The following is an 18,764-nucleotide window of genomic DNA, read 5'->3' as shown; positions in this document are numbered from 1 at the left end:
ATGGCGGATACAATTATCATCAATCCAGTTACAAGAATTAACGGATTCATGGAGATAGCAGCAGAAGTAGGAAATAATGTTATTACTGATGCACGTACCAAAGGCCTTATGTTCCGGGGCTTTGAAAAAATGCTGACAGGCAGAGCACCTTTGGATGCGGTTTATTTTACACAGCGGATCTGCGGAATCTGTTCAACTGCCCATTCCATGGCCTCCTCCCTGGCCCTTGAAGAAGCTCTGGGGATTGTACCCTCAGAGCAGGGAAGATATTTAAGAGATCTGCTTCATGCATGTGAATTTCTTCAGAATCATTTAAGGCATCTCTATCAGTATACACTTCCAGACTATATAAAACTGCCGGAGGGCTACCCTCTTTTTAAAACGGATCACAACGATTACCGATTGCCTGACAATGTGAATGAACGCATGGTAAATGATTATTTTGAATCAATGGAATATAGCAGGAATGCACATAAAATGCTGGCAATTCTGGGAGGAAAGGCACCTCACAATCATGGCGTTTTTATAGGAGGAATCACATCTCCCGTAACCGCTGATATGATTATAGCCATTAAATCCATACTATTTGGGATTGAAAAATTTATTACTGAAAAAATGCTGCCGGATGTATACGAAATAGCGGCCTATTATTCGGAGTATTATCATTTTGGCGGAGGCTATCGTAATCTTTTAACTTATGGCTGCTTTCAGCATTATAAGGAGCTTGGGACTTTATATGTAGATCCATATATTTATACAAATGAGCAGTATTCCCATTTTGATCCGAACCTCATTACCCAGTCAGACGAATATGCCTGGTTTAATGAAGCCAATGAGCCGGACAGGGAGAAGCCAGAAGCTTATTCCTGGATCAGGGCTCCCAGATACAACGGGGTCCCTTTTGAAGTGGGCCCATTGGCAAGGCAATGGTTGTCAGGAGAGTACAGACATGGAATATCTGTCATGGACAGAACCATTGCACGGGTTCTGGAAGCGAAAAAAATAACCCAGATTATGAATACTCTTTTGGAGAATCTGATTCCAGATGTGCCCATGCAGCAGGAATATGTGATACCGGCTCAGGCGAATGGAAGGGGGCTCGTCGATACAACCAGAGGAGCACTTGGACACTGGCTGACAATTGAGGATGGAAAAATCCTGTTCTACCAGATTATCACTCCATCTGCATGGAACTTATCCACTCAGACAGGAGAGAAAAAGGGAACAGCAGAACAGGCGCTTATGGGCGCACCGGTGAAAGATGAATCGATGCCAGTTGAAATAGGAAGAATTATCAGATCCTTTGATCCTTGCGTTTCCTGTGCCACTCATGTAATCATCCCCGGAAAAACCACTAAAATTATTCCGGTTGTCTGACTGCTTAAGTGCTTTCTGATTTTATTGCATCTAAAAGCGATTTCTTTTGGTCATTGGGGCAGTGAAGCAGGCGGACTGACTGCATTAACACCTGATTGTGAATGACGGCCGCCCTTCTGCCCAGCTCTTTTTTATCTTCTTCCGTTTGAGGATTATATACGATCATGTTCATAGAGAATACCTTAAAATTCAGGGTTACTATATTTGTATGTTATTCTGCGTGTCCGGTATGTTTGAGGACGCGCTTTCCATGTGAAAACAAGGAGGATTTGTGTGATGGAAGACAGAAATCAGCCGTTTGCCATATATTCAAGAAAGTCCAAATTTACCGGGAAAGGGGAAAGCATCGGCAATCAGATCGAGCTTTGCAGACAATATATCTTAACCCATTACGGAGAATCCTTTGCAGACAGCGCCCTGATTTTTGAAGATGAGGGTTTTTCCGGTGGGAATTTAGAGCGGCCTCAGTTTCAGCAGATGATGAAGGAAGCAAAGAAAAAGAAGATTTCAGCGATTGTATGCTATCGCCTTGACCGGATCAGCCGTAATATTGGAGATTTTGCCAATCTGATCGGAGAATTGAACCATCTGGAAATATCTTTTATTTCAATTAAAGAGCAGTTTGATACATCCTCTCCCATGGGAAGGGCTATGATGTATATTGCTTCTGTATTTTCCCAACTGGAAAGAGAAACCATTGCAGAACGGATCCGGGACAATATGCATGAACTTTCCAAAAGCGGAAGATGGCTTGGAGGAAATACCCCAACCGGGTATCAGTCTGAACGGGTAACTTCTATAACCATTGACGGGAAGCAGAAAAAGGCATATAAACTAAAACGAATTCCCCAGGAGGCAAAGCTTATAAAGCGGATTTATGAAAAATTTTTGGAAACCGGTTCCCTGACACAGACAGAGACTTATCTCATACAGAATGGATACAAAACAAAGCAGGGACGTTTATTCAGCCGTTTTGCAATTAAAGCCATACTTTCAAACCCGGTGTATATGATTGCAGATCAGGAAGCCTATCAGTATCTGAAAGAAAAAAAAGTAGAACTTTTTGCAGACCCCGCTGATTTTAAAGGAACCCATGGTATTATTGCATATAACAGGACTTTACAAAAGCAGGGAAAGGCCCATGAAATGAAAGAGATGGAAGAATGGATTGTGGCAATCGGTAAACATGAGGGGCTGATTCCTGGAGCGGAGTGGGTCAGTGTCCAGCGTCAGCTGGAACGGAATAAATCAAAAAATTACCGCAGACCCAGAAGTAATGTGGCGCTTCTTTCCGGCATTCTTGTATGCGGAAATTGCAATCACTATATGCGGCCCAAGCTTTCCGGCAGATATAATGACCGGGGAGAGCAGATCTATTCCTACCTCTGTTCCATGAAAGAAAAAAGCCGTATGAAGTGCTGTGCAATAAAAAATGCCGATGGGAATCTGTTAGACAGACTGGTGATTGAGGAACTTAAAAAAGTTTCTGAAGACAAAAGAGAATTCACCAGGCAGCTGGAGGAAGGCAGAAAGCAACTTAAGGAAGAAAAGCAGGATTATGAGCAGGATGTCAGCCGTCTGGAAGAGGAGTTGTCTCAGACTGAAAAAGAGATTGATGGTCTTGTGACGTCAATCAAGGTTGCCGGAGGAACGGCGGCATACGACTATATAGTGAGACAGATTGATGAACTGCATAAAAAGAAAGAACAGATCCAGTCCCAGATTGAAGTCTGTAAGGAAACTGCAATGGGAAAAGAATTGACTGTTCTGGAATTTGATCTGTTAAAAGAGACCCTGTCCAATTTTGAAAAGACTGTGGATTTTATGGATGTGGAACAGAAACGGGCTGCAATCCGGATTCTGGTAAAACAGGTTGTCTGGGACGGGGATACTGTCCATCTCTATCTGTATGGCTCTAAGAAGCCGCCTTGTGACTCTAGCAAATGAGATCCTAATGCTCCTTCGTGCTAATAAAAAATATTCAAAAGAGGTGTCTTTATATGAACCCATCGGTGTAGACAAGGATGGAGAAACAGTAAGCCTTCTGGATGTGATCGAAATGGAGAATAAAGAGACGTTAGAGACCATCATACTAAAACAGGACATCAAGGAACTTTATGAAGTTTTTGATTCCTGCCTGAAAGACAATGAAAAAACAATTATAGGGATGCGTTATGGACTTCATGGCGGCAGGGAGTACACCCAGAGGGAGATTGCAGATCTCATGGGAATTTCGAGATCCTACTCTGCTGTCATAATAGGGATAAAAATTCCAGACAGGGATTTGTCGAATAATAGACAATTCTTTGTAAATAATTGTAAAATTACGCATAATATATTTTATTATTAATTAATTATAGAATTAACTTGCATATTAACTTTGTACATGGTACGATTACCCTGTAAATGTTAACCAATTTATCGCTATCTAGTATAAGGGGGATTTTGTATGAAGCGAAAAGCAAGATTTTTACTTACTTCCGTGATGATCCTGACAATTGGAGCACTAAAGATTACAAATGTATACGCCCAGGATAAAACAGCAGATCTGACTGGTGTGAAAGCAGCTGCCTATGCCGGAGATGTTTATCTTACCTTTGATGACGGCCCTAATAATGCAACGTCACAAACGCTGATCAACAATCTTAAGAATGCAGGATGTTACCGTGCAACTTTATTTGTATGGGGCAATCGGATTGCAGGGAACCAGTCAGCATGGAATGCCTATAAAAATTCAGGCTTCAGTCTCCAGAATCATAGCTGGACCCATTCCTATATGAGTAACTGGAGCTACCAGCAGGTTTATAACGATTTCCAGCAATGCAACACGGCGATTCAAAATGCCGGAAAGCCCAGACCCACCAAGGTGAGACTGCCTTATCTTTACAGCAATAATACAATTACCCAGGCATGTTCTGCATTAAATCTTGCCATTGTCACCCCGACAGTTTACACCAGTGACTGGGAAGGTGCCAGTACAGAAACGATTATCAATTCCTGTAATAACTTAAGAGCGGGAGGAAATCCTCTCATGCATGACTCTTACCAGAATACTCTTAATGCGTTACCAACCATAGTTAATAATTTAAAGAACCGTGGTTTTGGTTTTGCGCAGTATTAAAACGGACTATTACATAACTGATATGCGCTGCCCTGATTTGGGCAGCGTTTTTGCTCACAAAATGAAAAAAGGGGAGAAATATGATAAAAAAGCTTTGGTTGCCGTTCCTGTTTGTATTGTCTCTTATTATTGCGTTTTTTATATTTTTCAGGGAAGAAAGTCCCAAATCCTGGGAACAGGCCAACGGGCCTTACGGAGGATATATTCATTGTCTGGCAGTGGAAGATCAGAAGATTTTTGCAGGAACCCAGGGAAATGGCGTGTTTTATTCATCTGATCAGGGGAATAGCTGGAAGGCGGTTAATTCCGGTTTAACTAACAGCTATATTCATTCTCTGGTAATCAGTGGCCCCAATCTATTTGCTGGGACAAGCAGTGGCATCTTTGTATCACCTGTAGAAAAAATGGATTGGAGATCCATAGATTCCCAGTGGGAGGATCTTATGGTATATTCCCTTGTTGCAGATGAGAGGTATCTGTATGCAGGCACCAGCAGAGGCGTGCTTTACTCGGAAGATAACGGCTTAAAATGGATCAAAGCCAGCCAGGGGCTGACTTCAGGGGATGTAAAAGCAATTGTGGTAAATGGTGGGGAGATATTTGCAGGAACAGAGGAGGGAGGAATCTATCGTTCCCAGGATCATGGCGCCAGCTGGTTTGGAGTTAATACCGGCCTTACAACCTTGCAGGTCAATGCGCTTGCAGAAAGTGAATCTGCCATTTATGCAGGCACAGCAGGCGGCGGTGTATTTGTATCCACAGACAGGGGGGATAGCTGGAAGCCTTTAAACAGCGGTCTTGGCAGTAAAAATGTCAATACCATTACGGTGAGTAAAGACGGTGTCCTTGCCGGTACGGAAGTTGGAATATTTCTCTTAGAAGGAACAGGCTGGAAAGCAGTAAACAACGGGCTGTCCAATCCTTATGTATATTACCTGACTGCAGATGATTCCTGTTTTTATGCAGGGACTGATGGGGGAGGTGTGTTTATTTCTACTGATCATGGTGGGAGCTGGAATAAAATAAACCAGGGATTAATTAATACCCATATCAGTTCGTTTGCAGTGAAAGGAAGGGGTGTTTTTGCCGGAACCAGCGGAGCCGGAATATTTATTTCCAGAGACGGCGGATTAAACTGGAGGGAAGCCGGGGCAGGATTAACAAATCCCTTTGTATTTGCCCTGACCGTAAATGAATCTGGTATTTATGCGGGAACCAACGGCGGAGGGATTTATAAATCTGGGAATGATGGCAGTACCTGGCAGGCAGTTAATTCCGGGCTCACCAATCCGTTTGTCTATTGTCTTGCAGTAAGTGGAAATAATCTGTATGCCGGAACCTTCGGAGGGGGGATATTTTGTTCTGCTGACAACGGTAACAGTTGGAAAAGCATTAATAAGGATTTGAAAAATCTCTACATCAGTTCCATCACTGTAAGCGGCACAGATATATTTGCGGGAACATTTGGAGGAGGTGTGTTCCGGTCATCCAATCAGGGGGAAAACTGGGAAGAAGTAAACAGTGGCTTAACCAATGGGCAGATATTTTCTTTAACTGGCACTAATTCCTATCTGTTAGCAGCCACACCCGGAGATGGGGTTTTTATGTCCACGGACAGAGGGGACAGCTGGAGCCCAGTCAATACCGGTTTGACCAGTGGAATGGTTAATTCTCTTGCTATAAGAAAATCGGCAGTATTTGCCGGTACATATGGAGGTGGTATGTATCAATCTTCCAATCAGGCACAAAGCTGGAATGAATTTAATTCAGGACTGGAAACGATGGATGTTTATTCAATCTTAATTGGTGATACACAGGTTTTGGCTGGGACAAGTGGAAGAGGAGTCTGGAAGAATCATAGTAAATAATATTGAAAGCGGTTAAAGTGTCAGTAATTACTTTAACCGCTTTCTTATTTGAATCATGGTCAGCAGTTTTGAATCGTTCCTTTTGGTAATAGGACAATCAGCGATTTTCATAAAGTTATAGGAAAGAGCTGCAAAGAGGTGAGCGAATGTTGACTGCAGATGAATTACGACAATTACAAAAAATAGATCCTGTTGGTACGGATCCGGACACATTAGTGGACATTTGTTCCGTAAAAATAAATACAGCACTGCCAAAAGAAGAACGGATCGATGACTTTATTAGACAGATTAAAAACCCATATCTGTTTAAATGCGGGGATCTGGTGATCCAATCTGTATTTCCAGATACGGACGTTACTTTAAATGACCGTCTAAAGCAATACTTAAAAAATGTATAATGCGAAATGAGGTCTTTATGGGTTTATCAGATGACATTAAAAAATATAAAGCTGCGATTTATATTCGGGTATCAAAAGATGACGGGGATAAGATGGAGAGCAACAGTATTTCCAACCAAAGAACTTTAATCCGGTCTTACTTAGAAAACAAACCTGATATAGAGATTTGCTCCGAACGAGTTGATGATGGATACAGCGGAGTATCCTTTGACAGACCTGCTGTCAAAGCAATGCTGAGTGATATAAGAAATGGATCTGTCAATTGTGTTATTGTTAAGGATTTGTCTCGTTTTGGTAGAAATTATATAGAAACCGGACGATATATCGAACAGCTTTTTCCATTTATGGGTGTGCGGTTTATCGCGATTAACGATGGCTTTGACAGCGCCTGCAAACAAAGTCAGGCGGATGATATGATTATTCCATTTAAGAATCTGATCAATGATGCATATAGCAGGGATATTTCTGTAAAGGTACGAAGCGGACAGAATATACGCCGCTTACGGGGGGATTATATTGGCGCATTTCCGCTGTATGGCTATTTCCGTTCAGAGGAAAACAAATATAAGCTGGAAATTGATCATTATGCAGCAATGACAATCAGAGACATCTTTAGGTGGAAAATCCAGGGGATGAGCAATCAGGGAATTGCGAAGCGTCTCAATACAATGGGAATTTTATCCCCGTTGGAATACAAACGGATGCTGGGCTGGGCTTACAGCACCTCTTTCCAGCTTCAGCCAGTAGCAAAATGGTCAGCTGCTTCTGTTATGCGTATTTTAAAGAATGAAATTTATACAGGCACTATGATACAGGGGAAGGAAAGCAGCCCTAATTATAAAGTGAAAAAAAGATTTAAGAAACCCCAGACAGAGTGGATTAAAGTGGTTGATACCCACGAGGCAATTATTTCAAAAGATGATTTTTTTCTGGTAAAACGACTGCTGGCTGCAGATACCAGAACATCACCGGACAACGATGATCTCCATCTGTTTTCCGGACTGTTAAAGTGCGCAGGCTGCAATCATGGAATGGTAAGAAGACCTGTTAAATCAGGCGGAAAGACCTATGTTTATTACATGTGCAGAACGCAAAAAGAGAATAAAAACAAATGCAGCGGGAAATGCAGAATTGATGAAATCCGACTGACCGCCTGCGTCCTTAAGATCCTGCAAAAGCAGATACAAACTTCCTGTGAAATGAATGAGATCATGGATTATATTAATTCATTACCTTTAAAACAGGTGGATGTGAAAAAGGCAGATTTACGAATTGAAAAAAAACAGGAGGAGTACTCCCGCTGTCAAAAACTTATGATTGAACTTTATGAGGATTATAAAAAGGGAATTGTAAACAGGGAAAATTACGTTGCCTGGAAATCAAATTATGAAGAAAACTGCCATCAGATAGAGGAAGCTGTTCAGATATTAAATCAGGAAAGATGGGATCTGATAAATAATTATGAATTGCAAAACAGGTGGATTGAAGAATTCAAAAAAAACCAAAATATCCATGAGCTGTCACGGCCGATTTTAGCTTCACTAATAGAAAAAATTGATGTGATTGACAGAAATACCATGAAAGTATATTTTACGTTTCAACCGGGATATGAGAGTGGGTTTAGTGAAAACATGGGAGAAAGCCTTACGGGGGGTGATTTCACTGGCAAGACCAAATAGAAATAACCGTGATTTACTGGATATCAAATCTTTGGGCACAACCTCACTATCAACGTATCAGACTGCCATTTATGCCAGGCTTTCCATTGAAGACAATGGCTGCGGCAGTGATTCGATTGAAAGCCAGATTGAACTGTTGAAAAAGTACATAGAGGAGAAAGAGGATCTGGCCCTAAAGCTTGTCTTCTTTGATAACGGCATGACAGGCACTAATTTTGACAGACCGGGATTTATGGCCATGGTTGAAGAAATGAAAAAGGGGAATATTAATTGCATTGCAGTCAAAGACCTTTCCCGTTTTGGAAGAAACTATGTGGAAGCGGGCTATTATTTAGAAAGGATATTTCCATTTCTGGGGGTGCGCTTTATCTCTGTCAATGATAATTATGACAGTATCTCTGTTACATCCAATGAAGAACTGGCACTCTCCCTGAAAAATGTCTGTCACCATATTTATGCAAAGGATATTTCCCGTAAAATATGTACTGTATTTGATGCAAAAAAGAAACAGGGATTATTTCTGGGCAGATTTGCGCCTTACGGATATAAAAAATGTGAGAACAACAAATACAAACTGGAGATTGAAGAAGAGACAGCCGTAGTTGTACAAAATATTTTCAAACTTCGTCTGAATGGGATGAGTGCCTTTGGGATTGCCCGATTCTTAAATACCCAGGGGATTCCTTCCCAGAGTAAACGGTTGTTTGAAAAAGGTATGATTAAGGGCACAAAGGGAGAAGCCACTTCAAACTGGTCCAGCGGTTCCGTGCTTGGTATTTTAAAAAATCCTGTATACTGCGGTTGTATTGTGGAGCGAAAAAGCGATTCTGCTTATTATAAAGGAGGACAAAAGGCTGAAATTCCAAGGTCTGAATGGAGGTACATTGAACACACACATGAAGCAATTATAGATAAGAAAACCTTTGATCAGGTAAACAAGGGGTTCGTGCAATGAGCGGGCAATACACAATAGCGCTATATCTGCGGGTATCAGATGAGGATGAAAATCCAGATCATGGGTTGGAGAGTGAAAGCATTTCAAGCCAGCGTCTTCTGCTTCATGATTTTGTTAATGGACATGAGGAGCTTTCCTGTGGCAAAACCATAGAATTTATGGATGATGGTTTCAGTGGTACGAATTTTGAACGGCCCGGAGTGAAAAAATTACTGGATATGGCAAAGGTACACCAGATCGATTGTATCGTGGTTAAGGACTTTTCCAGATTCGGTCGGAATTATCTTGAAGTAGGAAATTACTTAGAACAGATCTTTCCCTTTCTTGGTATCCGTTTTTTATCAGTTAATGATCATTTTGACAGCTTTGAGAATATTGGAGCAGCCGGTGCCATCGAAGTAGGATTTAAGAATATCATTCACGAGGCATATAGTAAGGATCTTTCGGAAAAGATAAAAAGTGTTCGCCGGATGAAAGCAGAACAGGGGAAGTTTGTAACAGCTTTTGCACCCTATGGATATAAAAAGGCAGAAACAAGCAAAAACCAGCTGATTATTGATGAGGAATGTGCCGTTATTGTCAGACGTATATTTAGTTTATTCTTAGGCGGAATGGGAAAAACTGCCATTGCCTGTTTATTGAACAAGGAAGGAATCTCATCTCCGTATATGGTGCGCAGACAGAGAAATGAAAGATTTCATTCCATTGTGGGGAAGAAAGAAACTTACTGGACTGCAGGAACGGTTTCCAGAATATTATCTGACCAGAGATATACTGGCGATGCAATCTATGGAAAGGTCAGGCCGGTAACCATTGGAAGTAAAAAAGACATTTCAGTTCCGGAAGAAGACTGGATAATTGTACCAGATGCACATCCGTTGATTGTGAAACGGGAGATATTTGAAGCTGTAAGGTCAGGTAAAAAGAAGTACATCCTCCACCAAATCAGAAATAAAACCAGTGATACTCCAGGCTCTTTCCCAGAACCACAAGTGGAAAAAGGTATTTTGGCCTGCTTAAAATTCCTGGCATCATTAGTGGAAAAAGATTCAGATACAAAAGAGAATGAAAAATTTAAACTGTATAGACAGTTTAAAGCAGGGATCATTACTGAAGATGTTTTTGTAAGAAAAATTGCAGTTATGGACACAGGGCATTCCAGCTTGCAATTGACTGCTTTATCTCGGGAAATAACAGAAGGATTTATAAGCTCTTTCCATGAAACAGCAGATGGGAGAGTTGTCGTAACATGGAATTTTAGCGATCTTTATGGGCTGTAATTTGCCCCTATTCAGACAGCCGAATATGTATCAAGACTGGAAAAAAAGGCATTGGAAAGGCTGAGGACAGAATTAAAAAGAAATGGGATATAAACATTGATTCTGCCCTGTCCATTTGATACAATAATAAAAAACAGTCAAAGGAAAAAATATGAGCGTAAAAAAGGACAGTAAAGTGGAAGAGCCTCTTAACTTAAAGAGGGAACTGTTTGAATGGCTGAAGATTATTGTCATTGCAGCAGTGATTGCATTTTTTATTAATACGTTTCTTATCGCCAACAGCAGGGTACCAAGCGGATCCATGGAGACCACAATTATGACCGGTGACCGGTTAATTGGATCGAGGCTGGCTTACCGGTTTGGCGGAGAACCCCAAAGGGGTGATATCATTATATTTGATCACATGACCGGGCCTGGAAATGAAGAGATTCATCTGGTAAAGCGGATTATCGGGCTGCCGGGAGAGACTGTAGACATTAAAAATAACCATGTTTATATCAATCAGTCCCAGACCCCTCTTGAAGAACCATACTTAAGGGAACCTATGGAGTCAGATGATTATCACTTCACCGTGCCAGCAGGATGTTATCTGATGCTGGGTGATAACCGGAATAATTCTGCCGATGCCAGATACTGGAGTGATCCCTATGTACCGGAAGATAAGATACTTGCAAAAGTTTTGTTCCGCTATTATCCAGGAATAAAAAAAATCAGTTAGTAATTATAAGGTGCCAAACCAAAAGCCTTTGAATATATTAAAATAAAAAGGGTAGTTCGATCAAATATGCGTAATATTTTCATTTTGGTTCTGGCGTTGAGTACAGATACATTTGTTGCCAGCATTGCCTATGGAGCAAACAGGGTAGGCATTTCATGGATAAAGGTAATTGCAGCTAATGCAATCTGCAGCGGCTGTCTGGGGTCAGCCCTGTTATTCGGCAACGTGATCGATAATTTTGTGCCGGAAGTGTTCGCAAAAGGAGTAGGGTTTTCCTGTTTATTCTTTTTGGGAGTGATGAAGCTGCTGGACTATACCATAAAAAAATACATCAACAATCATGTTCATGTTCACAAAGACCTGACTTTTTCTATTTCGGGACTTAGCATTATTATTAACATATACGGCAATCCTATGGCAGCTGACTGGGATGATTCAAAAACCCTGTCATGGAAAGAAATGATTATGTTTGCATTTGCCATGTCCATTGACAGTCTGGTGGCTGGCGCCCTGTCCGGTTTTCTTATGATTAATCCGGGGTATGCAGCCCTGGCAGCTCTTTTAGTGGGGATTGCCGTGATGTATGCCGGACTTTTTCTGGGAAAACGGCTTGCTGCATTAAAAGGCTGGGATTTATCCTGGCTCAGTGGCGTTCTGTTTTTATTTCTTGCTTTTAGTAAGCTTTAAACATATTGACAGCATAAAAAAAATTTGCTATAGTTAGGTAAATGAATATTAATTCGGATTGTTACTGGAAAGCAGGCAAAACCAATTTTGATTAAGAAAATAACATGTTATTTTCATAGTCAAAGTTGGTTTTTTTATTGATAAGAGGTAATTTATGAATATTGATAAAATCATTAATAACAATATTGTAACTGCAATAGAGCCCGATGGTAAGGAAGTCGTTATCATGGGCAGAGGAATTGGTTTTGGCACAAAGGCGGGACGCCCCATTGCAGAGAACAAAATTGAGAAAACCTTCCGGTTAGACAGCCAGAACAGTCTGGATCAGTTTAAGGAACTGCTTGTGAAGCTGCCACTTGAACACTTAAAGGCATCGGCAGAAATCATCGCCTATGCAAAAAGTGTACTTAACAGGACTTTGAATCAGAATATCTATATCACACTGACGGATCACATTAATTTCGCCATTCGCCGCTTTAAGGAAAATATGGTTTTTTCAAATCCCATTCTTAGTGAGATTAAGACATTTTATAAAGAAGAGTACTTAGTGGGCGAATATGCAGTTGCACTGATTGAGAGAAGTGTGGGAGTACGGCTTCCCGTAGACGAGGCTGGATTTATAGCAATGCATATTGTAAATGCAGAACTTAATACGGCTATGAATAAAACCATGGATATGACAAAGCTGATTCAGAATGGAGTCAAAATAGTAAAAGAATTCTTTTCTATGGAACCGGACGAGGGATCTTTAAGTTATCAGAGGTTTATCACCCACCTGCGATTTCTTGCCCAGCGCATTCTGACCGGAGAGCTGTTAAACAGCGGAAATACAGAATTCAGCAATATCATAGCAGGAATGTATCCGGAAGAGTATGAGTGCAGTTTAAAAATCAAGGAATTTATTTTAGAATCATATCATCATGATGTAACAGAAGAAGAGACTGCATATCTGGCAGTCCATATCAAAAGAATGAGGCTTTAGAAGAAAGGGGTACCAGTCGGCATGTTTGAAGCGTGGAAGAAGTATTTAAAAAAAGGGGGCGGTAAAAAGGAGGAAATTCTGGCGCCTGTGGAAGGATTGGCGGTACCGTTAAGTGAAGTGAAAGACCCTGCGTTTAGTCAGGAGATCCTGGGTAAAGGGATGGCTATCATTCCTTCAAAAGGCAGAATTGTGGCACCGGTAAGCGGAGTGCTGTCAGTGATGTTTGAGACAATGCATGCAGTCAGTATTACGGCAGATAACGGGGCAGAAGTAATGATCCATGTTGGCCTTGATACGGTTCAATTAAAAGGAGAAGGGTTTCAATCCTTTAAAAAACAGGGGGAACGGGTAAAGGAAGGGGAACTGCTGCTGGAATTTGATTTGGAAGGGATTCAGGCAAAGGGGTATGACCTGATTACACCGGTCATTATTTTAAATACCATGGAGTATCCCGATATGAAATGTCATGTTGGAAAGCAGATTATGGAGCTGGAACCAATCATTGAATTGTAGGTGGCAAAATGAAAGAGTATCGATATGTAGTGGAAGATCCAATGGGACTTCACGCCAGACCCGCTTCCGTAATTTTTATAGAAGCAGGGAAATACACGTGTTCCATAGAAGCTGATTGGAATTTACAAAAAGCCGATTGCAAAAGTCTTCTGGCTATCATGGGACTTGGAGCAAAAAAAGGGGATGAAGTCATCTTCCGCTTTGAGGGAGAGGATGAAGATGCTGCATACTACGCAATACGGTCTGTTTTAGATAAAAAGTGATCGTAACCTGCTTACAGGCAGGTGAGGATAAAAAATGTCCGGCAGGACAAAAAAAGAAAGGGGTTTCTTTTTATGATGAAGTATTTGCAAAAACTAGGTAAGTCGTTGATGCTTCCGGTAGCGTGTCTGCCGGCAGCAGGGATCCTGATGGGAATTGGTTACTGGATTGACCCAACGGGATGGGGGGCAAACAGCGCCATTGCTGCCTTTCTGATTAAGGCAGGCGGAGCCATTATTGATAATATGGCGATTCTATTTGCCATCGGTGTTGGCGTAGGAATGTCAGACGATCATGAAGGTACTTCCGCTCTGGCAGCCCTGGTATCATGGCTGATGATTCAGACAATTCTTTCCCCAGCAGTAGTTGCAATGTTAAAAGGCATTGATGTCAGTGCTGTGAATCCGGCATTTGGAAAAATCAATAACCAGTTTGTTGGTATTGTTTCTGGTTTAATTGGCTCCAGCTGCTATAACCGGTTTAAGAGCACAAAGCTCCCTGATGCACTGGCTTTTTTCAGCGGGAAACGTTCTGTTGCCATAGTTACGGCGTTGTTTTCCCTTATTGCCTGCCTGGTACTGTTTTTCGTATGGCCGGTAATTTATACCGCATTGGTAATATTTGGTAAAGGAATTCTGGGTCTTGGTGCAGTAGGAGCAGGTATCTATGGCTTCTTTAACCGTCTTCTTATACCATTTGGTCTTCACCATGCCTTAAACTCTGTTTTCTGGTTTGACGTTGCCGGAGTAAATGACCTTGGAAACTTCTGGACCGGAAAAGGTGTGCTGGGTCAGACTGGTCAGTATATGACAGGCTTCTTCCCGGTTATGATGTTTGGTCTTCCGGCTGCAGCCCTTGCCATGTATCATACGGCGAAACCGGGAAGGAAAAAACAGGCTTATGGTCTTTTGCTGGCAGCAGCAGTCTGTTCATTTTTTACAGGAGTTACAGAGCCGCTTGAATTTGCATTCATGTTTCTTGCACCCGGATTATATTTAATCCACGCTATCCTGACTGGAATCTCCTTAACCATCTGTGCAATGCTTCCGGTACGTGCCGGATTCAATTTCAGCGCCGGATTTGTTGACTGGTTTCTTAGCTTTAAGGCACCTATGGCTGTTAATCCTCTGTTTATTATTCCGATTGGTCTTATCTACGGTGGTATTTACTATGCAGTGTTTAGATTTGCTATTGTAAAATTTAATTTTAAAACACCAGGACGGGAAGATGATGATATTGATGAATCCGTAGCTGTATTAAAGAACAACGATTTTACATATGTTGCTTCTGTTATTTTAGAAGGAATCGGCGGTAAAGAAAACGTTGTAAGCATTGATAACTGTATCACCAGACTCAGACTGGAAGTAAAGGATTATACCCTGGTAAATGAAAAGAAGATAAAGTCAGCAGGTGTAGCCGGAGTAATCAGACCTGGAAAAACCAGTGTGCAGGTTGTGGTTGGAACTCAGGTACAGTTTGTTGCGGAAGAATTTGAGAAACTTTGTAAATAAACATTAAAACGGGGATGCAGTGCATCCCCGTTTTTTATGTTTAATCGTAATGGCAATTATTGATTGGTATCTTCTTCTGTATCAGGGAAAGAACCATGGAAAACAGTCTGTGAAAGATCCAGACGCTCATCATGTAATTTGTTAGGTTCTGCATCATCTGCCGGATGTCCCATCAGCAGGATTGAAACAGGCACAATGTGTTCTGGTATGTGATATGTTTTTTTTACTTTTTCCGGATCAAAATGTCCAACCCATGTAGAGCCAATTCCCAATTCAGATGCCTGCAGCATCATATGGGTTGTGACAATGGCAGCATCAATTTCCCCCTCATCTTTCCCATCAAATTTTCGTTTCCAGCTTACATTTTTATCGTAACAGGTGAGAAGTGCCAACTGATGGTTGAATTTAAAAGGCATACAAAGACTGAGCCCGGCCAAATCAGTTTCATTATCAAGCACAAGAATTCTCTGTGGCTGGTAATTGCAGGCGGTGGGTGCCGTACGACCTGCCTCCAGGATGAGATCCAGCGTCTCTTTCTCTACTTTCTTATCGCTGAACTTTCTGACAGAGTAGCGATCCTTTGCCAATTCTAAAAATTTCATTTTAAACCTCCGTTGACTGGTATTTGACATTTACATGGAAAGTATATATGATTATGTTACATACTTCAAGTATGAACATTTTTGTTATATACTAAACGAAAGGTTAGTATTGAGGAGAAGACATGGATTTTAATAATAAGTTTGGAAATTGTCCGATTTATTATACAATTTCAAAAATTGAAGGAAAATGGAAGTGGGTTATCTTATATAAACTTTGTAAATTCAACGTACTAAGATACAACCGTTTATGGGAAGAATTACAACCCATCGCCCATAGAACATTAAGCAAGCAGCTTAAGGAATTAGAAGCAGATGGATTAGTCCATCGGGAGCAATATAATGAAGTTCCCCCCAGAGTAGAATATTCCCTTACAAAAGATGGAAAAACCCTTGCACCCATTCTTAATATGATGTCAGAATGGGGAGCGCAGCGCATCAATCAGGAAATTACAGGATTGGAGTAGATCATGCAGTTTACAATACCACACTATTATCCCGGTTTCCGGTGTATCGCATCCGAATGCAGTGACACCTGCTGTGCAGGATGGGCAATTATGATAGATGATCAATCTATGAAAAAATACAGGGCTCAATCCGAGGCTCTGGGCGAAAAGCTTTTAAATGGAGTTGATTGGAAGAAGGGCTGTTTTAAACAGAAACTAGGCAGATGTGCTTTTTTAAACGAAGCAAATCTTTGTGATATTTACACAGATGCAGGACCTTCCATGCTATGCAAGACCTGCAGGGAATATCCCAGGCATACAGAAGAATACGAAGGGGTGCGGGAACTTTCTTTATCAATGTCCTGTGAAGAAGCCGCAAAGATGATACTGGGGCTGAAAGAGCCAGTCCGTTTTCTTACAAAGGAAGATGAAAGAGAAGAGACGTATCCTGAGTTTGATTTCTTCCTTTTTTCAAAGCTTATGGATGTGAGAGAGGAGGTCTTTTCTCTTTTACAGAATCAAAGCAGGGACATCCAGTTAAGGGCGTCCATGGTTTTGGGACTGGTCCATGATTTACAGAGAAGGATCAGGGAAGGGACGCTGTATCAGACGGAGGAACTGATTGTCAGATACAGGAATACACAGTGTGAACAATTTTTTCGCTCAAAAAAGCGGGAATATAAGGTATCTGACAGGGAACGCTATGAAATAATGGGAAGCTGGTTTCTTCTGTTAGACAAACTGGAGGTTTTAAAACAGGAATGGCCGGTTACCCTTGGGGAGTTAAAAGCCTTACTTTTTGAAAAGGGGCCAGAACATTATGGAAAAATAAGAGAAAATTTTTATGAATATCTGGATACTGAGCCAGAAAGAAAGAGAGAGTGGAATCAGTGGCTGGAGCAGCTTTTGGTTTACTTTATTTATACGTATTTCTGCGGAGCTGTTTACGATGAGCAGCCCTATGTGAAAGCGAAGATGGCTGTCATCTGTACCTTATTCATAGCAGAACTGGCTCAGGCAGTTTATATCCGCAATGGAGGTCTTACTTTTAACGAGTTTGTACGGCTGGTTCATAGATTTTCCAGAGAGATAGAGCATTCAGATCAAAATCTTAATACACTGGAGAATGCATTTCGAACAGAAAAAACGTTTGGGCTGAAAGAAATACTCAAGGTATTATAAGAATAACGCCCTGTCTGCGAAAAGTACATGGACAATGCATCTTCTTGCAGCGGGCGATTACCTGGAATTGCATAGCTAGATAAAATTTGCAAAAATAGAAGCGAATACTACCGTACAAAGCCCGGAAGTGGCGATGGCAAGACTGCTCATGGCACCTTCAATTTCACCAATTTCCATTGCTTTTGTAGTGCCTACCGCATGTGATGCAGATCCGATGGCAATGCCTACTGCAACCGGATCTGTAATTTTAAACTTCCGGCATACCGATTCTGCGATAATGCTGCCTAATATACCGGTCACAATAATACTGGCAACCGTGATTGTCACAAACCCTTTCATCTCCTCTGAGATTCCCATTGCAATGGCAGTAGTTATGGATTTTGGTAAAAAGGTCACATATTCCTGATGGTTTAAACCAAACACGAATGCAAGAAGTAATACGGTACACATAGTGGTGAGTACGCCTGTCAGCGTTCCTGCAATAATTGCTTTAGAATGCTTTTTTAACAGATTTAACTGACGGTATAATGGCACAGCCAGGCACACGGTTGCGGGAGTTAACAGATAACTGATGTATTTTGCACTCTCATTATAGACCGTATAATCAATCTTAAAGACGGACAGGAATGCCATTACAATTAGAATTGAGATTAACAGGGGATTAAAGATGGCCAGTTTAAAACGTTTCTTAAGCTGAACCCCCATTTCATAGCTGACCAGGCTTAAAACCGAGCCGAAAAATAAAAAATCACCGATTGTCTGATTCATGATCCGTTCCTTTCTTCTTTTTATCGGTTTCAATAAAAAACTGAGTTACTTTTCCTGTCATTATCATAACAATAACTGTGGAGAAAAGTGTTATAACCAGAAAAGGTATGAGAATTGGTCGTAGGGAGCCCCACGAATCCAAAAGTCCGACTGCCGCAGGGATAAATAGCATGGGCATAATTTCCAGTAAAAAATCACTGACATCCTCAACTGCTTCAAGGGGAATCAGCCCGGTTTTTAAGCCTAAAAGCATAAGAATAAGACCATAGATACTGGCAGGTACGGGAAGTGGTACAAACAGATGGATCACTTCTCCTGCAAGTGAGATAAATAATATAATGCCGAATTGTCTTATGTGTTTCATGACAAAGCCTCCTGTATTTCCTGTCGAAAATTCAACTATGCTTAATCCTATACGC

At 41.2% G+C, this 18,764-nt stretch carries 20 protein-coding genes and 1 pseudogene; 17 read left to right on the top strand and 4 right to left on the bottom strand.

All coding sequences use genetic code 11. From position 1 onward, the window contains the following. On the top strand, window positions 1-1,377 hold the full coding sequence (locus ACOAOT_RS09885; RefSeq protein WP_420216839.1) for a nickel-dependent hydrogenase large subunit: 1,377 nt from the start codon (window positions 1-3) through the stop codon (window positions 1,375-1,377). A gap of 4 nt (window positions 1,378-1,381) precedes the next feature. Here ACOAOT_RS09885 and ACOAOT_RS09880 read toward each other — a convergent pair whose 3' ends face one another. Then, window positions 1,382-1,549 (bottom strand): hypothetical protein, encoded by a 168-nt coding sequence (locus tag ACOAOT_RS09880; protein WP_420216838.1) that lies wholly within the window; start codon window positions 1,547-1,549, stop codon window positions 1,382-1,384. Window positions 1,550-1,653: 104 nt separating this feature from the next. Here ACOAOT_RS09880 and ACOAOT_RS09875 point away from each other — a divergent pair, with 104 nt between their 5' ends. From ACOAOT_RS09875 to nagE, 14 genes and pseudogenes are all read left to right on the top strand, one after another. Beyond that, window positions 1,654-3,324 carry a recombinase family protein gene (locus ACOAOT_RS09875; protein WP_420216837.1) on the top strand — a complete coding sequence of 557 codons (1,671 nt, stop codon included), beginning with the start codon at window positions 1,654-1,656 and terminating at the stop codon, window positions 3,322-3,324. After that, window positions 3,299-3,727: pseudogene (locus ACOAOT_RS09870) on the top strand (sigma factor-like helix-turn-helix DNA-binding protein); the annotation flags it as partial. The gene ACOAOT_RS09875 and the pseudogene ACOAOT_RS09870, both read left to right, overlap by 26 nt. A 99-nt stretch (window positions 3,728-3,826) precedes the next feature. Beyond that, window positions 3,827-4,498, top strand: a complete 672-nt coding sequence (locus ACOAOT_RS09865) for a polysaccharide deacetylase family protein (protein ID WP_420216836.1) — start codon at window positions 3,827-3,829, stop codon at window positions 4,496-4,498. Between the two features lie 80 nt (window positions 4,499-4,578). Further along, entirely contained in the window at window positions 4,579-6,366 is a 1,788-nt protein-coding gene (locus tag ACOAOT_RS09860; protein ID WP_420216835.1) for a WD40/YVTN/BNR-like repeat-containing protein, read from the top strand. Window positions 6,367-6,512: 146 nt separating this feature from the next. After that, entirely contained in the window at window positions 6,513-6,764 is a 252-nt protein-coding gene (locus ACOAOT_RS09855) for a DUF6870 family protein (RefSeq protein WP_420216834.1), read from the top strand. A gap of 17 nt (window positions 6,765-6,781) precedes the next feature. Then, window positions 6,782-8,443: a recombinase family protein gene (locus ACOAOT_RS09850; RefSeq protein ID WP_420216833.1), complete on the top strand. Its 1,662-nt coding sequence runs from the start codon at window positions 6,782-6,784 to the stop codon at window positions 8,441-8,443. Next, window positions 8,388-9,398: a recombinase family protein gene (locus ACOAOT_RS09845; protein WP_420216832.1), complete on the top strand. Its 1,011-nt coding sequence runs from the start codon at window positions 8,388-8,390 to the stop codon at window positions 9,396-9,398. Before ACOAOT_RS09850 ends, ACOAOT_RS09845 begins: the two co-directional genes overlap by 56 nt. Next, complete coding sequence (locus ACOAOT_RS09840; RefSeq protein ID WP_420216831.1) at window positions 9,395-10,678, top strand: recombinase family protein; 1,284 nt, start codon at window positions 9,395-9,397, stop codon at window positions 10,676-10,678. Before ACOAOT_RS09845 ends, ACOAOT_RS09840 begins: the two co-directional genes overlap by 4 nt. 151 nt (window positions 10,679-10,829) lie before the next feature. Next, window positions 10,830-11,396, top strand: coding sequence for a signal peptidase I (gene lepB, locus ACOAOT_RS09835; protein WP_420216830.1), 567 nt, complete (start codon window positions 10,830-10,832; stop codon window positions 11,394-11,396). 66 nt (window positions 11,397-11,462) lie between these two features. After that, entirely contained in the window at window positions 11,463-12,083 is a 621-nt protein-coding gene (locus ACOAOT_RS09830; protein ID WP_420216829.1) for a manganese efflux pump, read from the top strand. Between the two features lie 154 nt (window positions 12,084-12,237). Continuing rightward, a complete protein-coding gene (gene licT, locus ACOAOT_RS09825) occupies window positions 12,238-13,065 on the top strand; it encodes a BglG family transcription antiterminator LicT (RefSeq protein ID WP_420216828.1) in 828 nt (275 codons plus the stop codon). Window positions 13,066-13,086: 21 nt separating this feature from the next. Then, window positions 13,087-13,578 carry a PTS sugar transporter subunit IIA gene (locus ACOAOT_RS09820; protein ID WP_420216827.1) on the top strand — a complete coding sequence of 164 codons (492 nt, stop codon included), beginning with the start codon at window positions 13,087-13,089 and terminating at the stop codon, window positions 13,576-13,578. A gap of 8 nt (window positions 13,579-13,586) precedes the next feature. After that, window positions 13,587-13,841, top strand: a complete 255-nt coding sequence (locus tag ACOAOT_RS09815) for an HPr family phosphocarrier protein (RefSeq protein ID WP_420216826.1) — start codon at window positions 13,587-13,589, stop codon at window positions 13,839-13,841. A 72-nt stretch (window positions 13,842-13,913) separates the two neighbouring features. After that, window positions 13,914-15,350: an N-acetylglucosamine-specific PTS transporter subunit IIBC gene (gene nagE / locus ACOAOT_RS09810; RefSeq protein WP_420216825.1), complete on the top strand. Its 1,437-nt coding sequence runs from the start codon at window positions 13,914-13,916 to the stop codon at window positions 15,348-15,350. Window positions 15,351-15,406: 56 nt separating this feature from the next. Here the strand turns inward: nagE and ACOAOT_RS09805 are convergent, their stop codons facing one another. Next, complete coding sequence (locus tag ACOAOT_RS09805) at window positions 15,407-15,952, bottom strand: nitroreductase family protein (protein ID WP_420216824.1); 546 nt, start codon at window positions 15,950-15,952, stop codon at window positions 15,407-15,409. Between the two features lie 122 nt (window positions 15,953-16,074). Between ACOAOT_RS09805 and ACOAOT_RS09800 the strand changes: the two genes are divergently transcribed. Both ACOAOT_RS09800 and fliB read left to right on the top strand, forming a co-directional pair. Beyond that, a complete protein-coding gene (locus ACOAOT_RS09800; RefSeq protein WP_420216823.1) occupies window positions 16,075-16,416 on the top strand; it encodes a winged helix-turn-helix transcriptional regulator in 342 nt (113 codons plus the stop codon). A gap of 3 nt (window positions 16,417-16,419) precedes the next feature. Further along, window positions 16,420-17,577: a flagellin lysine-N-methylase gene (fliB, locus tag ACOAOT_RS09795; RefSeq protein ID WP_420216822.1), complete on the top strand. Its 1,158-nt coding sequence runs from the start codon at window positions 16,420-16,422 to the stop codon at window positions 17,575-17,577. 75 nt (window positions 17,578-17,652) lie between these two features. Here fliB and ACOAOT_RS09790 read toward each other — a convergent pair whose 3' ends face one another. Then, on the bottom strand, window positions 17,653-18,345 hold the full coding sequence (locus tag ACOAOT_RS09790; RefSeq protein WP_420216821.1) for an LrgB family protein: 693 nt from the start codon (window positions 18,343-18,345) through the stop codon (window positions 17,653-17,655). Further along, a complete protein-coding gene (locus tag ACOAOT_RS09785) occupies window positions 18,326-18,709 on the bottom strand; it encodes a CidA/LrgA family protein (protein WP_349669664.1) in 384 nt (127 codons plus the stop codon). Before ACOAOT_RS09785 ends, ACOAOT_RS09790 begins: the two co-directional genes overlap by 20 nt. Window positions 18,710-18,764: the final 55 nt, after the last annotated feature.

Origin of the sequence: Lacrimispora struthionigena, assembly GCF_048627165.1 — a bacterium.
Classification (GTDB): Bacteria; Bacillota; Clostridia; order Lachnospirales; family Lachnospiraceae; genus Lacrimispora.
The sequence above is the reverse complement of the archived record's forward strand: the minus strand, read 5'-3'. Positions and strand labels throughout refer to the sequence as shown.